Annotated in this window: 1 protein-coding gene; it reads right to left on the bottom strand. The window is 38.4% G+C overall.

What is annotated here, in order from left to right:
- The coding region (locus FLQ03_RS19225; RefSeq protein ID WP_206210807.1) for a hypothetical protein at positions 1-245 on the bottom strand (245 nt) is incomplete at both ends.

The raw sequence follows: 245 nt of genomic DNA, 5'->3' as shown, positions 1-245 counted from the left end.
GAAGAAATAAACTTGGGTACATTTTGTTGGCACGGTGAAAAAAAAAGTTCATTGTCAAAACACATTACGATGATTATTTTCCCCGACATGATATCGGAGAGCATTTCAGTTGGCAGATGCAAACTCATAAATGGCCGAGACAAAGGGTCAAAGAATGAATCGTTTATATTCACAACAGGGCTTTTTATACCGATACTATCCATCCATCCATTGAAGGCAACAAAACCCATTCCAGAATCACGGTA

This window comes from Vogesella urethralis (assembly GCF_007644045.2).
In the GTDB taxonomy this organism is placed as follows: domain Bacteria; phylum Pseudomonadota; class Gammaproteobacteria; order Burkholderiales; family Chromobacteriaceae; genus Vogesella; species Vogesella urethralis.
Note: the sequence above shows the minus strand (reverse complement) of the source record. Positions and strands in the feature narration are given on the sequence as shown.